Annotated in this window: 13 protein-coding genes; 8 read left to right on the forward strand and 5 right to left on the reverse strand. The window is 73.7% G+C overall.

The annotated features are described in order from the left end of the window. Positions 1-469: 469 nt before the first annotated feature. From AQJ11_RS27340 to AQJ11_RS27360, 5 genes are all read right to left on the reverse strand, one after another. Positions 470-1,768: a PP2C family protein-serine/threonine phosphatase gene (locus tag AQJ11_RS27340; protein WP_244218365.1), complete on the reverse strand. Its 1,299-nt coding sequence runs from the start codon at positions 1,766-1,768 to the stop codon at positions 470-472. Between the two features lie 80 nt (positions 1,769-1,848). Continuing rightward, a complete protein-coding gene (gene msrB, locus AQJ11_RS27345; protein ID WP_014675675.1) occupies positions 1,849-2,256 on the reverse strand; it encodes a peptide-methionine (R)-S-oxide reductase MsrB in 408 nt (135 codons plus the stop codon). 15 nt (positions 2,257-2,271) lie between these two features. Further along, positions 2,272-3,663, reverse strand: a complete 1,392-nt coding sequence (gene murC, locus AQJ11_RS27350; protein WP_059264802.1) for a UDP-N-acetylmuramate--L-alanine ligase — start codon at positions 3,661-3,663, stop codon at positions 2,272-2,274. A 136-nt stretch (positions 3,664-3,799) separates the two neighbouring features. Further along, complete coding sequence (locus AQJ11_RS27355) at positions 3,800-4,273, reverse strand: hypothetical protein (protein WP_014675673.1); 474 nt, start codon at positions 4,271-4,273, stop codon at positions 3,800-3,802. Positions 4,274-4,437: 164 nt separating this feature from the next. After that, the gene (locus AQJ11_RS27360; protein ID WP_382565275.1) at positions 4,438-5,325 is read right to left on the reverse strand and encodes a pyrimidine reductase family protein; all 888 of its coding nucleotides are present in this window, start codon (positions 5,323-5,325) and stop codon (positions 4,438-4,440) included. A gap of 37 nt (positions 5,326-5,362) precedes the next feature. Between AQJ11_RS27360 and zapE the strand changes: the two genes are divergently transcribed. From zapE to AQJ11_RS27400, 8 genes are all read left to right on the forward strand, one after another. After that, positions 5,363-6,466, forward strand: coding sequence for a cell division protein ZapE (zapE, locus tag AQJ11_RS27365; RefSeq protein ID WP_014675671.1), 1,104 nt, complete (start codon positions 5,363-5,365; stop codon positions 6,464-6,466). 208 nt (positions 6,467-6,674) lie between these two features. Then, entirely contained in the window at positions 6,675-7,073 is a 399-nt protein-coding gene (locus AQJ11_RS27370) for a hypothetical protein (RefSeq protein WP_059264804.1), read from the forward strand. 77 nt (positions 7,074-7,150) lie between these two features. Next, entirely contained in the window at positions 7,151-7,729 is a 579-nt protein-coding gene (locus AQJ11_RS27375; protein WP_014675669.1) for a carbonic anhydrase, read from the forward strand. Positions 7,730-7,737: 8 nt separating this feature from the next. After that, positions 7,738-9,216, forward strand: coding sequence for a SulP family inorganic anion transporter (locus tag AQJ11_RS27380; protein ID WP_059264806.1), 1,479 nt, complete (start codon positions 7,738-7,740; stop codon positions 9,214-9,216). Positions 9,217-9,320: 104 nt separating this feature from the next. Next, positions 9,321-10,190 (forward strand): slipin family protein, encoded by an 870-nt coding sequence (locus AQJ11_RS27385; protein ID WP_059264807.1) that lies wholly within the window; start codon positions 9,321-9,323, stop codon positions 10,188-10,190. A gap of 41 nt (positions 10,191-10,231) precedes the next feature. Beyond that, complete coding sequence (locus AQJ11_RS27390; protein ID WP_059264809.1) at positions 10,232-11,092, forward strand: PPK2 family polyphosphate kinase; 861 nt, start codon at positions 10,232-10,234, stop codon at positions 11,090-11,092. A 94-nt stretch (positions 11,093-11,186) separates the two neighbouring features. Further along, positions 11,187-12,755 carry an FAD-dependent oxidoreductase gene (locus tag AQJ11_RS27395; protein ID WP_059264811.1) on the forward strand — a complete coding sequence of 523 codons (1,569 nt, stop codon included), beginning with the start codon at positions 11,187-11,189 and terminating at the stop codon, positions 12,753-12,755. 63 nt (positions 12,756-12,818) lie between these two features. Continuing rightward, entirely contained in the window at positions 12,819-13,664 is an 846-nt protein-coding gene (locus tag AQJ11_RS27400) for a polysaccharide deacetylase family protein (protein WP_059264813.1), read from the forward strand. The last annotated feature ends 16 nt before the right edge of the window (positions 13,665-13,680 follow it).

The raw sequence follows: 13,680 nt of genomic DNA on the forward strand, positions 1-13,680 counted from the left end.
TCTAGACCGCCAGTGTTGCGGCACTTTGGCGGCACCATGGCCGGCGCGCCCGCCACCCGCTGATCATGATGGGCAACGGGCGCTGCCGCGTGGCCGGTTTCCCGTGCCGCGCCACCCGCGTCAGGGCCCGGCCGGGCACCGACGCGTCGGCCGAGCGGGAGGCCGAGCGGAACGCGGTGGCCCCGGTCCGGCCGGAGCGCCACCTCTGGGTCGGGCACCGGCCGCGCGCCCCGGCGACCCGCGTCCGGCTGCGCTGCCGGCCTCGGACTCGCCGACGCCTGGCCCCGGTTGCGGCCGCCGCTGCCGGACCGCTGCGGCGAGGGGACCCGCCCGGCCCGCGCGGGCCTCGGCCGCACGATCAGCGAACGGTTCCGCAAGGGGCCGGGGGCACGCCGCCGATGACGCGTACCCGGCGGACACCAGCAGGCCCGACACGCAGGGGCGGCAGCCCTCATCCCACCCCCGGCAGTCAGCCGACCGTCGCCCCCGCACCCCCCGCCCCCGCCGGACCTCCCTGGCGCGTGTGCGGGCGTGCCGCCAGGATCGCGACGTCGTCTTCGGCGTGGCGGGCGTCGAGGCGGCCGAGGATGGTGTCCAGGACCGCGTCGAGGGAGTCCCCGGCGGCGAAGCGCAGGGCGGCCAGCCGGGCCAGGGAGCGGTCGATGTCCTCGCCGCGGCGTTCCACGAGCCCGTCGGTGAACGCCACCAGCGTCTGGCCGGGCGCCAGCCGGTGCGTGGCCGACTCGTACCCGCCGAGCCCGGTGCCCAGCGGCGGCCCGACCGGCACGGGCAGCAGGCCGGTCGCGCCGTCCTGGTCGATCAGCGCGGGCGGCAGATGGCCGGCGCTGGCGAGCGTGACCTGGCCCCGGCCGGGGTCGACGCGGGCGAGCAGACAGGTCGCGGGCCTGCGCTCGGCCTCCCCGGAGGCGATGTCGTCCATCTGCCGCAGCACCCGGTGCGGGGGGAGGTCGGCGGAGGCGATGTAGCGCAGGGAGGAGCGGTAGGCGCTCATGTCGACGGCGGACTCCAGGCCGTGTCCCATGACGTCACCGACGACCAGCAGGGTCCGGCCGAAGTGCAGCCGGACGGTCTCGCACCAGTCGCCGCCGACCAGGGTGCTCCGGCCCACCGGGAGGTAGCGGATCGCGATGTCCAGGTTGGGGTGCGGCCGGCCGGGCTCGGCGAGCAGGGCACGCTGGAGGTCACCGGCGGTACGGCTGACCTGCTCATGGACGCGGGCGTGCCGCAGGTGGGAGGCGGCCCGCTCGGCGAGCAGGGCCAGCAGTTCGGCCTCGGCGCGCCGCAGCGCTCCTCCGGGCCGCGCCCACACCAGGACGCCGTACACCTCGTCCCCGCTGGTCAGCGGGGCACACAGACCGGCGCCCCGGCTGCCCGGGTACTCCAGCCAGGGGTCCGGCGCCGCACCGACGGCCGGGACGTGCGCCTCGCGGGCCGCCGCGGCGGCCCACCGGACGTCGGGCAGCAGTCCGGCGTCCCCGGTGATCGCTGCGTAGCGGGAGGCGGTGTCCGGGGTGCCGCCCGTCACGGCGGCGGCTCCCCCGGCCAGCCGCACGGCGGCCCGGGTCAGTTCGGTGCGGGTGGTGGCCGCGTCGAGGGTCGTACCGATCCCGGCCAGGATCTCCCGCAGGTCGGCCGGCCGCGCGCCCGGCCACACGGGCCGCTCGGCCTCGCCGGGGCCGCCGCCGGGACGGCGGCGGGCTCGCTCGACGGGCAGGGGCCCGCGACGGGACCGGATCCACCGCGCCACACCCCACACCCTCACAGGATCTCAAAACGGGGCGGCCGGGGCACCGGCCCCGGCCGCCCCGGCGGTCCCGCGCAGGGGCCTCAGCCCTCCTGGGGCTCCAGCCGCAGGGAGATGGAGTTGATGCAGTACCGCTGGTCGGTGGGGGTCGGGTATCCCTCACCCTCGAAGACGTGCCCGAGGTGGGAGCCGCAGCGGGCGCACCGCACCTCGGTGCGGACCATGCCGTGCGAGCGGTCCTCGACCAGCTCCACCGCGTCGGTGTCCTTCGGATCGTAGAAGGACGGCCAGCCGCAGTGCGACTCGAACTTGGTGTCCGAGGTGAACAGCTCGGCGCCACAGGCCCGACAGGAGTAGACGCCCTTGGTCTTGGTGTCGGTGTACTCACCGGTGAAGGCCGGCTCGGTGGCGGCCTGGCGCAGTACGGCGTACTCGGCGGAGGTCAGCTCCGCGCGCCACTGCTCGTCCGGCTTCTCGACGTCGTACGACATCAGTTCTCAGCCCCTTTACTGCGACAGGCGTTCCAGGATCAGCGGGCCCAGGTCGGTCACGTCTCCCGCGCCCATGGTGAGAACGAGATCACCGGGCTTCGCCATTCCCGCGACCACCGCGGGGACCTCCGCCTTGTCGGACACGGCCGTGACGTCGGCGCCGGCCGCGCGCGCGGCCTCGATGATCAGCTCGCTGGTGACGCCGGGGATCGGGTCCTCGCGGGCCGGGTAGATGTCGAGGACCAGCGAGGCGTCGGCGAGGGCCAGCGCCTGCCCCATCTCCTTGCCCAGCTCCTGGGTGCGGGAGAAGAGGTGCGGCTGGAAGACGACGAGGATGCGGGCGTCACCGGCGGCGGCGCGCATGGCCTCCAGGTCGGCCGTCATCTCGGTCGGGTGGTGGGCGTAGGAGTCGATCACCTGGACGCCGGCCGCCTCGCCCTTGAGCTGGAGGCGCCGCTTGACGCCGGTGTAGGCGGCGAGCGCGGGCGCCAGCTCGGCGGCCGGGATGCCGAGGGCGGCGCCGGCGGCGAGTGCGGCGACCGCGTTCAGGGCGTAGTGCCGGCCCGGCACGGACACCTCGAAGGTCAGCTCCTGCCCGTCCAGCACCGCGGTGACCTGGCTCTTCAGCCCCTGCGGGACCACCGCCAGGACGCGGACGTCGGCGTCGGCCGCCTCACCGTAGGTCACGATCCGCACGTCCCGGCCCCGCACGCGCCGGGTCAGCTCGCGGGCGCCCTCGTGGTCGGCGGAGACGACCAGCGTGCCGCCCTCGGTGATCCGGTCCACGAACGTCTCGAAGGACTCGTAGATCTCGTCGATCGAGGCGTAGTTGGCGTGGTGGTCCAGCTCGACGTTGAGGACGATGGCGACCTCGGGCGCGTACTTGTGGAAGCTGCGGTCCGACTCGTCGGCCTCGGCGACGAAGATGTCGCCGGTCCCGTGCAGCGCGTTGGAGCCGGGCGCGTCCAGGTCGCCGCCGATGGCGTACGACGGCTCCAGGCCCAGCTCGGTGAGGGATACCGCCAGCATGGAGGTGGTGGTGGTCTTGCCGTGCGTGCCCGCCACGGCGATCGGCCGCAGCCCCTCCATCAGCGCGGCCAGCGCGTCGGAGCGGTGCACCACCGGGATGCCCAGCTCGGCGGCGCGGGCCAGCTCGGGGTTGTCCTTCCGGATGGCCGACGACACGACGACGCAGCTGGCGTCGTCGGCGAGGTGCTCGGCGGCGTGCCCGATGTGCACGGTCGCGCCCAGCGCTCGCAGCGCCTCGGCGGTCGCCGACTCCTTGGCGTCGCTGCCGGCCACCTGGGCCCCGCGCTGGGCCAGGATCTTGGCGATCCCCGACATCCCGGCGCCGCCGATGCCGATGAAGTGCGGTCGGTCCATGGCGTCAGGAAGGCCGGGTGCCATGTGTTTCTCCCCAGAGACGGTACGGGCTAGAGCAGGCCTAGCCTATGCGCTCGGGCACCGGGCGCCTCGCGCGCACCCGCGCCCCGCGCACGCGCCGCGACCCGAACGGCGCTCACCGGCCGGCCTGGCGCAGCGGCTACGCCTTGCTGTGCGAGAACAGCTTCAGCACCGGCACCCCCACCTTGTGCCGGGCCCGGGAGGCCCAGTCCCGGTGGAAGAACTCCTCCACGTAGTGCGGGTCCGTCAGCACGATCACCTCGTCGGCGCCCACCTCGGCCACCAGCGTCTTCAGCGCGTCCAACGGGTGGTCCTCGACCAGCCGCCCCTCCGCCCGGCTCCCCGCGGAGCGCAGCGCCTGGAGCGACACGTCGAGGGCCTGCTGCCCCACGCTCCGGGCCTCCTGCCCTTCCGGCGTCTCCCCTTCCCGCACCGCCTCGTCGAGTTCGCCGAGCGCGATGTCGTCGATGGCCCGCAGCAGCCGGTCCGCCTGCTCGCCGCGCGGCTGGAGCAGGACGTGGAAGGAGACGGGCTCGTCCCCGTGCAAGGTGGTGACGAACTCCACGTCGGCGGACGTCAGAGCCTTCTCGATCATCAGAACGCTTGTGAACACCAGGCGCCTCTCTCCTCGGAGGGCCCGGCAGGGCCCGTGCGGAAACCATCCTTCCCCGTGATCGCACGGGTACTGCCGGTCCACGTCTGCCCGCCGGAAGCTAACCGGAACGATCGATTCCGCCGGTGTCGGGACTGACAGTGACGTCAGCACCAACGATGGCGTCAGGACCGACAGTAACGACCGAACAGGAATCCGTCCTGCTCCAGCAGGGACGCGAGTGCGAACCGGTGCGGAACGGCCACCGACGGCCCCCCGGAGATCCGCTGCGCGTTCCCCGCGGTGAGCGTCGGCGAGAGGGTCAGGCACAGCTCGTCCAGCACCTCCGCGGCGATCAGCTGGCCGAGCAGCCGGGGCCCGCCCTCGGTGAGCAGCCGGGTGTGGCCGAGGCCGGCCAGGGCCTGGACCGCGCGGGCGGGTTCGACGCCCATGCCCTCGCCGGCGATCACCACCTGGGCGCCGGCCCGCTCGGCGGCGGCGATCCGGTCGGGAGAGGCCGCGGCGCCGGTCAGGATCAGCGTCGGCACCAGGGGCGAGGTGAACAGCGGCAGCGTGAAGTCCAGCTCCAGGCTCGCGGTGACGATCGCGATCGCCGGGACCGGGGTCTGCCCGGCGGCTGCGCGGGCCCCGGCGAACTCGTCCCGCACCCGGGCGGGCCGGTAGCCCTCCTGCCGTACCGTCTCCGCACCGACCACGACGACGTCCGCGAGCGCCCGCAGCGTGCCGAAGATCCGCATGTCGGTGGCGCTGGAGATGGGCTGCGAGCGGCCCTCGTGCTGGGCGGCGCCGTCGAGCGAGGAGACCATGTTGGCCCGCAGCCACGGCCGCGGGGCGCCCGGCGCGGGCTCCGGGTAGGCGTACGCGGCGGCCAGCTCGGCGAGGCTCCACTCCCGGTCCACGACCGCGGCGGCCCCGACGGGCCCCCCGACGGGCGGGCGGGCCACACCGCCCGCCGGACCCACCTCCCCCTCCGGACCGCGCCCGGGGGTCCGAGCACCCCCCGCGGGGGCCTGGGCTGCTGTTTCTTCCGTCACAGGGAACAGGCGTCGCATGCCGTGCAGTGTGACACGGCGCTTAGCATGGAGAACTGTGTCGTCCTCCACCGCCGCCCCCGGTTCCAGTCCGCTGCCGGAAGCCGGCCCCCTGTCCCTGTGCGCCCGTGAGCCGCACGTGCCCGCGGAGCGGCTGGTCGCCGAGATGGTGCCGCCGCCGCGCTTCGACTCGGTCCGCTTCGCCACGTACATCCCGGACCCGAACCAGCCCAGCCAGACCGAGGCCGTCCGGGTCCTTGAGGGCTTCGCGGCCGGGCTCGGCGGGGCGCACGCCTCCGGCGCCGGCCGGCGCGGCCTCTTCGGCTTCGGCCGGGCCAAGGCGCCCAAGACCCCGGCCGGCCCGCGCGGGGTGTACCTGGACGGCGGCTACGGCGTCGGCAAGACCCACCTGCTCGCCTCCCTGTGGCACGCGACCCCGGCCGACCCGTCCCGCAAGGCGTTCGGCACCTTCGTGGAGCTGACCAACCTGGTCGGCGCGCTCGGCTTCCAGCAGACGGTGCGGACGCTCTCCGAGCACAGGCTGCTGTGCATCGACGAGTTCGAGCTGGACGACCCCGGCGACACGGTCCTGGTGTCGACGCTGCTCGGCAAGCTGGTCGAGGCGGGCGTGGCACTCGCCGCCACCTCCAACACGCTGCCCGGCAAGCTGGGCGAGGGGCGGTTCGCCGCCGCCGACTTCCTGCGCGAGATCCAGGGCCTGTCGGCCCACTTCCGCACCCTGCGCATCGACGGCGAGGACTACCGGCACCGCGGCCTGCCCGAGGCCCCGGCCCCCTTCTCGGACGAGGACGTCACGAAGACGGCGTTCGCCACCGAGGGCGCCTCGCTGGACGACTTCGGGCGTCTGCTGGAGCACCTGGCGAAGGTGCACCCGAGCCGGTACGGCGCGCTCACCGACGGGGTGCGGGCGGTGTGCCTGACCGGGGTGAAGCCGGTGCCGGACCAGTCGACGGCGCTGCGCCTGGTGGTGCTCGCGGACCGGCTCTACGACCGCGAGGTCCCGGTGCTGGCCTCGGGGCTGCCGTTCGACCGGCTGTTCAGCGAGGAGATGCTGAACGGCGGCTACCGCAAGAAGTACTTCCGCGCGATATCCCGGCTCACCGCGCTGGCGCGGGACGCGAAGGGACTGGTCGGCGCCTAGCCGCCCCTCCCCGGCCGTCCAATAGTCGATCAACCCCTGCGGGTCAAGGGCGAGTTCACGCCACGCCACCCGCTCTTTTCACGCTCTCTTGCGCGCTTAACGCGCAGTTAACCCTGCAAAGGACTTTGCAGGGTTAACGTGTTTCTTGACCATCCATTGACCAACCCTTGGTCTGGACAAGAAACGCGAACGCGGCGGAGGGGGGCTCATGTTCCGAGGTACGACCGTTCGGACGCTGCTCACCCTCCTCGGCGTGACACTGCTCGCCTTCCAGTTCTTCACTCCCACGGGATCCTTCGCACCCGCGCACACGTTCGGTCAGGTGCTGGCCAAGGCCGAGACCGGAACCATCCCCTCCGCACTGCCGGTGCGCGAAGGGGCGGCGGACAAGGTCCGCGCCCCCGGCTGCCCAGGCGACCCCGCGGGCATCCCGCACGTCCGCGACCGGCAGCGCGGCCCGGCCTCCGGCTGCGCGCAGGAGCGTGCCCTCATATCCGGCCGGATGGCCGAGACGGGCCCGTCGGAGCCTTCCGGCGGACCGCACCACCCCACCCCGAGAGCCTCCAGAACCCACACCCCGGCAGCGCTCCAGGTCTTCCGCTGCTGACGGACGGGCAGCTCCCCCCCACAACCGTCGTTCAAGTCCGACGCGCCAGGCAGGCGCGCCAGGAGGAACCCACACACATGCAGCCCCTCATCGACAACGCCCGTACCTTCGGACAGCGCCCTGAGGAGTTCGCCAAACTCGCCGAAGGCCAGTCCCCGCAGGTGCTGTTCATCACCTGCTCCGACTCCCGGGTCGTCCCGGCCCTGATCACGGGCGCCCGCCCCGGCGAGCTGTTCGAACTGCGCACCGCGGGCAACATCGTCCCGCCCCACGCCTCCGAGCACCCCACCAGCGAGGCGGCCACCATCGAGTACGCCGTGGAGGTGCTCGGCGTCCGCGACATCGTGGTCTGCGGCCACTCGCACTGCGGCGCCGTCGGCGCGCTGGTGCGCGGTGACGACCTGACCGCCGTACCGGCCGTGCGTGACTGGCTGGCGTCCGCCACCCCGCGCCCGGCCGGCGCGGCCGAGGACCCGGAGGTCGCCGAGGGCGTGCAGAGCCACGTACTGACCCAGCTGCTGCGACTGCGCTCGTACCCCTGCGTGGAGCGCAAGCTGAAGGAGGATCAGCTGGCCCTGCACGCCTGGTACTACGAGGTGCACACCGGCGCCGTACGGACGCACCGCCCGCAGACCGACACCTTCGAGGCCCTGTGAGCGCGCCCATGACCGACAACCGCACCCTCATATCCCGTTTCCCCCACCTCAGGCAGGACTTCGCCGCCTCCCTGGTGGTCTTCCTGGTCGCGCTGCCGCTGTGCGTGGGCGTGGCCGTCGCCTCCGGGGTGCCGGCCGAACTCGGCCTGGTCACCGGCATCGTGGGCGGCATCGTCACCGGGCTGATGCGCGGCAGCAGCCTCCAGGTGTCGGGACCGGCGGCCGGCATGACCGTGCTCGTCTTCGAGGCGGTCAAGGAGTTCGGCCTGCCGGTGCTCGGCGTGATCGTGCTCGTGGCCGGAGCGCTCCAGGTGGCCATGGGCCTGCTGCGGCTGGGCCGTTACTTCCGCGCCATCTCCGTCTCCGTCGTCGAGGGCATGCTGGCCGGAATCGGCCTGGTGATCATCGCCGGGCAGCTGTATCCGGCGCTGGCGGCGAAGGCCCCCGACTCCGGCCTGGGCAAGATCGCCGGGGTGCCCGGCGCGTTCCTGGACGCCCTCGGCGACACCGGCGCCCTCGCCTCGCTCGCGGTGGCCGCGGGCACGATCGCGGTGCTGCTGCTGTGGAAGCACACCCCGGCGAAGGTGCGGGCGGTGCCCGGCCCGCTGGCCGCGGTCGGGCTCGCCACGCTGGCCGCGTTCGCGCTGGACCTGCCGGTGGCCACCGTGGAGGTGCGGGGGTTGCTCGGCTCGATCCAGCCGCCGCCGCTGAGCGCCTTCGGCGAGCTGACCGGCGTGGGGCTGCTGGGCACGGTCGTCGCCTTCACGCTGATCGCCTCCGCCGAGTCGCTGTTCAGCGCGGCGGCCGTGGACCGGCTGCACTCCGGTCCGCGCACCCAGTACAACAAGGAGCTCGTCGCCCAGGGCGCCGGCAACATGGTGTGCGGGGTGCTCGGCGCGCTGCCGATGACCGCGGTGATCGTGCGCAGCGCGGCCAATGTGCAGGCCGGTGCCCGCACGAAGGCCTCCCGGGTCATGCACGGCGTCTGGCTGCTGCTGTTCGCGGCGCTGCTGCCCGGCGTGCTGGCCTACATCCCCGTCCCGGCCCTCGCGGGCATCCTGATCCACGCGGGCGCCAAGCTGGTCCCGCTCCGGGCCCTGACCGTGCTGTGGCGCGAGCACCGCGGGGAGGCGCTGGTCCTCGCCGCCACGGCCGTCTCCATCGTGGCGGTCAGCATGTTCGAGGGCGTGCTCATCGGCCTCGCGCTGGCGGTGGTGAAGACCGCCTGGGAGGCCTCGCACGTCAAGCTGGAGATCGTGGACAAGGGCGCGGGACCGGTCGAGGCGCACCTGTCCGGGAACGCGACCTTCCTGCGGCTGCCGAAGATCCTCGACAGCCTGGAAGCGCTGCCCCAGGACCGCCCGGTCCGGCTCGACCTGTCCGGGCTGCACCACCTGGACCACGCCTGCCGTACGGCCCTGGAGAACTGGGCCGCGCGGCACAGCGCGGCGGGCACGGAGCCGGTGAAGCTGGTCACGGCGGCCTGACGGCCCGCCCGTGGGGCCGGGGCGCCGGGACCTCTCGGCATCCCGGCCCCACGGGCCTATCGTGGCAACAGCAGACAAACCGGCCTCTGGATGAGGAGGTCACCATGGTCGAGGACCTTGTGGTGACCCTGGCGGCGGCGGGCTCCGCCGGTGTGGTGTACCTGGCGATGGCGGCGCGGGTGGTCAAGCAGTACGAGCGCGGTGTGCTGTTCCGGCTCGGCCGGGTGGCGGGGGAGGTACGGCCGCCGGGTCTGAACCTGATCATCCCCTTCGTGGACCGGTTGCAGAAGGTCAACATGCAGATCGTGACCCTGCCGATCCCGGCCCAGGAGGGCATCACCCGCGACAACGTCACGGTCCGGGTGGACGCGGTGGTCTACTTCCGCGTGGTCGACGCGTCGAGCGCCCTGATCAAGGTCGAGGACTACAAGTTCGCGGTGTCGCAGATGGCCCAGACGTCCCTCCGGTCGATCATCGGCAAGAGCGATCTGGACGACCTGCTCTCCAACCGCGAGAAGCTCAACCAGGGCCTGGAGCTGATGATCGACAGTCCGGCGGTGGGCTGGGGCATCCAGGTCGACCGGGTCGAGATCAAGGACGTGTCCCTGCCGGACACGATGAAGCGGTCGATGGCCCGCCAGGCCGAGGCGGACCGCGAGCGCCGGGCCCGGATCATCAACGCCGACGCGGAACTCCAGGCCTCCAAGAAGCTCGCCGAGGCCGCCCAGCAGATGTCGGGGACACCGGCCGCGCTCCAGCTACGGCTGTTGCAGACGGTGATGGCGGTGGCCGCCGAGAAGAACTCGACGCTGGTCCTGCCCATCCCGGTGGAACTGCTGCACTTCCTGGAGCGGGGCGGGCAGCCCTCGCTGACGGAGAAGCCCGAGAAGCCCGAGAAGCCGGAGAAGCCGGAGACTGGGGAACAGGACCGGGAGCCCGCGGCGCACACCGACGGCGGACCGCATCCCGGCTGACGAGCACCTGAGCCACCCCGACCGGGACGGAAGGAGCGCGTGTGCGGAACAAGCCGGCCAGGAAGCTCCAGGAGCTGCTGCGGCTGCCACCGGGCGAACGGGTCGACCTGTCCCGGTACGACGCCCGGGCCACCCCCGGCGCCCCGGACGGCGGCAAGCAGGCGGCGCAGGCGGCAGCGGACCGCATGGGCAAGCAGCTCGCCCGGCTCCAGGAGCGGCTGTGGGCGGCGGCCACCGCGGGCGACCACCGCCGGGTGCTGCTGGTCCTCCAGGGCATGGACACCAGCGGCAAGGGCGGCACGGTCAAGCATGTGATCGGCCAGCTCAACCCGTCGGGGTGCCGGATCACGGCGTTCAAGGCACCCACCGAGGAGGAGCGGGAGCACGACTTCCTGTGGCGGGTGCGGCGGGCGCTGCCGGAGCCCGGCGAGATCGGCATCTTCGACCGCTCGCACTACGAGGACGTGCTCATCGCCCGGGTCCGGCACCTCGCCCGGCCGGCCGAGATCGGCAGCCGCTACGGTCTGATCAACGACTTCGAGCGCTCCCTCGCCGAGGACGGCGTGACCCTCGTCAAGTGCTTCCTGCACCTCTCCTACGACGAGCAGCGGCGCCGTCTGCTGCGCCGGCTGGACCGCCCCGACAAGCACTGGAAGTTCGCCCCGGGCGACATCGACGAACGCGCCCTGTGGCCCGACTACCAGGCGGCGTACGAACTGGCCCTGGAGCGCTGCGCGGCGCCGTACGCGCCCTGGTACCTGGTCCCGGCGGACCGCAAGTGGTACCGCGACTGGGCCATCAGCCGGCTCCTGCTGGAGCGGCTGCGGGACCTGGACCCCCGGTACCCGGAGGCGGACTTCGACGTGGCGGACTGCCGGGAGCGACTGCTGAAGCAGACGTGAGCGGGACGTGCGGGGCGGCACGGGCGGACGTGAGCCGGGGCGGGGCTCCGGTTCGGGCGGACGTGAGCCGGGGCGGCAGGGGTACCCGGCGGGCATGCACGAGCAGCGGAAGGTCACCGATTCGTACTGGCTGCGGACCGCCCCGGGGCCGCCCCATCCCGCCCTGGACGGGGATCTCGACGTGGACGTGGCCGTCGTCGGCGCGGGCATCGCCGGGCTGAGCACCGCCTATGAGCTGGCCCGGGCCGGGCGGCGGGTGGCGGTGCTGGAGGCGGGGCGGGTCGCGGCCGGCGTCACCGGCTACACCACCGCCAAGCTGACCGCCCAGCACGCCCTGGTCTACGACCGGCTCCGGCGCACCCGGGGAGCCGACGGGGCGCGGTTGTACGCCCGTTCGCAGTCGGAGGCGATCGAGCACGCGGCGGCGCTGGCGGCCGAGCTGGGCGTCGACTGCGAGTGGGAGACCCGGGACGCCTACACCTACGTCCGGGACCGGTCGCGGGTGGCCGAGGTGCGCGCGGAGGCGGAGGCCGCCCGGGAGGCGGGGCTGCCGGCCGTGTTCACCACGGAGACCGGACTGCCCTTCCCGGTGGCGGGCGCGGTCCGGGTGACCGGGCAGGCGCAGTTCCACCCGGTCAAGTACCTGCGGGCGGTCACCGCCGATCTGCTCGCGCGCGGCGGCGAGGTGTACGAGCGGACGCGGGTCACCGGTCTGTCGGAGGGCGAGCCGTGCCGGCTGACGACGGAGGCGGGTGCCACGGTGACGGCCCGGGACGTCGTGGTCGCCACGCACTATCCGCTGTTCGACCGCGCGCTGCTGTTCGCCCGGCTCTCCCCGCGCCGGGAACTGGTCGTCGCCGGGCCGCTGGGCGACGGGCCGGACCCCCACGGCATGTACATCACGCCGGACGAGAACACCCGCTCGGTGCGCACGGCGCCGTACGGCCCGGACGGGCAGCGGCTGCTGGTCGTCACCGGTGAGCACTTCACGCCCGGCACCGGCGACCCGCAGGCGGGCTTCGAGCGGCTCGCCGGCTGGGCCGAGGTGAACTTCCCCGGGGTGAAGCTGGATCTGGCCTGGGCCACCCAGGACAACGAGTCCACCGACACCGTCCCGCTGGTCGGCCCCCTGCACCCCGGCGCACGGCACACCTACGTCGCCACCGGCTTCGGCGGCTGGGGCCTGAGCAGCGGCATCATGGCCGGGCTGCTGCTGAGCGCGCTGATCACCGGCCATGACCGCGCCTGGCGGGAGCTGTACGACCCGCGCCGGCTGAAGTCGGTGGTGCGCGAGGCGCCGTCGCTGCTGAAGACCCAGGCCGAGGTGGCCCGGCACTTCGTCGGCGACCGGCTGAAGCCGCCGGTCTCGGTGGACGACCTGGCGCCGGGCGACGGCGCGCTGGTCCGCTCCGGCGGGGAACGGCTGGCGGTCCACCGCGACGCGGAGGGCGCCCTGCACGCCGTGTCGGCCCGCTGCACCCACCTCGGCTGCCTGGTCTCGTTCAACCGCGCCGAGCGCGCCTGGGAGTGCCCCTGCCACGGCTCGCGGTTCGCCGTCGACGGCATGGTGCTCCAGGGCCCGGCGGTCAAGCCGCTGGAGCGGCGCGAGCTGGACCGGTCTGCGGCCGACCCCGGCGGGGAACAGTCGCCGCCGCGCGGGTGACCGTACCGCCGCGCCGCGGAACATATCACCATACAAACCCACTTTCAGTCCTACGTTCGTACGGTGATCCCACGAGCACGTCATCTCATCGCCGTCTGCCTCCTGGGCGCGGCGCTCACCGCCTGCGGCGCCGCGGGCGGTGAGCGGCCCGCCCCGGCCGCCTCCCGCGTCTCCGCGCCCCCCTCTCCCGCCCGTCCGCCCGTGCTCGCGCCCGGCCCCGGCGGGCTGACCCCGGTCTTCGAGCACGGCCCGCGCACCCGGGGCAAGACCGTCGCGCTCACCTTCGACGCCGACATGACCGCCGACGAGGGGCCCCGCGCGGCCTCCGGCGAGCACTTCGACAACCCGGGCCTCATCGACGCGCTGCGCGCGCTGAAGGTGCCGGCGACCGTCTTCATGACCGGCCGCTGGGCCGACGAGTACCCGGCCGAGGCCCGCGCCCTGGGCAACGACCCGCAGTTCGAGGTGGCCAACCACTCCTGGAGCCACTACGCGTTCACCGCCGACTGCTACGGCCTGCCGACCGTCGAGGCCGACGGGATGCGGGCGGACGTGCAGCACGCGTACGAATCCCTCCGCGCGGCCGGCGTGCCCCACGCGATGCCGTACTTCCGCTTCCCCGGCGGCTGTTACGACCAGCGGGCGCTGCGCGCGCTGAGCGGGCTCGGGGTGACCGCGGTGCAGTGGGACGTGGTCAGCGGAGACGCGTTCGCCACGGACGCCGACGCGGTGGTCAGGCAGGTGCTCGACGGGGTGAAGCCGGGCTCGGTGGTCGTCATGCACTGCACCCGCAGCGCCGCCCCGACGACCGAGCGGGTCGTCCGCACGGTCGTACCGGAGCTGCGCGAGCGCGGCTACCGGTTCGTGAAGGTCTCCGAGCTGATCGGCCAGGCGGGCGACGGCCGCTGACGTCCTACGCTGAAGG

This window comes from Streptomyces corchorusii (assembly GCF_001514055.1).
Taxonomy (GTDB): domain Bacteria; phylum Actinomycetota; class Actinomycetes; order Streptomycetales; family Streptomycetaceae; genus Streptomyces; species Streptomyces olivaceoviridis.